Consider the following 1,119-nt stretch of genomic DNA (forward strand, 5'->3'; position numbering starts at 1 on the left):
CTAATCCCCTTCAGGTAAGTCCATGAAGGGAGAGCCCTGCGTGGGCAAAGAAGCCACGCAGGGCCGCATGATGGCGGCCGAGGCGTCCGAATGCAGCGCGCACCTGGCGCAGTAGCTGCGCGGTCGACTCGGGCGTGGAGTTGAGCATGGAGCGCTTCACCTGACTGTTGCAGCCCTCCTCGGGATTGAGCTCTGGCGAGTAGGCGGGAAACGACTCCAGGACGAAGTCGCTGGCGTGAGACGCGACGAAGCGCTTCACCTCGTTTGAGCGATGGGCGCCCAGCCTGTCCCACACCACCACCAGCGGGTGGCCCACTTTGCGGCGGAAGTAACGCAGGGCCGCTACCACCTGGGCACCATGCACGCTGCCCTCGAAATGCCGCGCATAGAGGCGGGCCTTTCTGCGCCCGAAGGGAGCCACCAGTGCCACCACGCTGGAGACTTCACGTCTCATGGAGACGCGTCGCAGCTCAGGCGGCTGGCCTATGGGAGCCCAGGTAGTACCTGGCCGGGCCCGAAACGTACTACCCGTCTCGTCCACGCAGGCAATGACTGCCCCTCGGCGTGCAGCCCCCTTTTAATGCGTGGCCAGTCCCGCTTCAGCCACGCCTCCACCAGCGCCTCGTCTCGCTCGCGAGCTTTGGGTTTGGGCCGTTGCACGGACAGGCCCAGCCGGTGAAGTGGCTCCGCCAGGTAGTTGGGGTGGTAATGCACGCCGTAGCGACGCTGGATGACCTGGGCCACTCGCTTCAGCGTCCACCTTTCGGTGGCAAAGCCCGCCGTCTTGGCTCCTGCTTCCACCACGGCTTTCACGTCCAGCCACTGCGCGGCCGTCAGCTTCGAGGGGCGTCCGCTTCGCGCTCGGGACTTCAGCCCGGCGACTCCTGCCTCCTCAAGGCGTCGAGCCCACTCGCATGCCGTACTCGGGCTCACGCCCAACTCGCGCGCGACCTCCGCCTGCGTGTAGCGCCCACTCTCCAGCAACCGGGCCGCCTCCAACCGGCGCTCCTCCAGTTGCTCTGTCGTCAGCCTCCTCGGCTGCCACGCCATGAGAAGCCTCCTGCCTCCTCATGGCGTAACTCCCTTCACCCTTCGGTCTCTTCCCTGAAGGGGATTAGA

At 66.0% G+C, this 1,119-nt stretch carries 2 protein-coding genes; both read right to left on the reverse strand.

What is annotated here, in order from left to right:
* Window positions 1-10: 10 nt before the first annotated feature.
* Window positions 11-541, reverse strand: coding sequence for a transposase (locus tag D7V80_RS41010; RefSeq protein WP_158616786.1), 531 nt, complete (start codon window positions 539-541; stop codon window positions 11-13).
* The gene (locus D7V80_RS41015; protein ID WP_120593149.1) at window positions 484-1,050 is read right to left on the reverse strand and encodes a winged helix-turn-helix domain-containing protein; all 567 of its coding nucleotides are present in this window, start codon (window positions 1,048-1,050) and stop codon (window positions 484-486) included. The genes D7V80_RS41010 and D7V80_RS41015 overlap by 58 nt, the downstream gene beginning before the upstream one ends.
* Window positions 1,051-1,119: the final 69 nt, after the last annotated feature.

This window comes from Corallococcus sp. CA054B (assembly GCF_003611625.1).
GTDB lineage: Bacteria > Myxococcota > Myxococcia > Myxococcales > Myxococcaceae > Corallococcus > Corallococcus coralloides.

Coding starts and splice junctions, on each gene's coding strand:
- D7V80_RS41015 (WP_120593149.1), bottom strand. CDS start 1,050: ATGGCGTGGCAGCCGAGGAGGCTGACGACAGAGCAACTGGAGGAGCGC.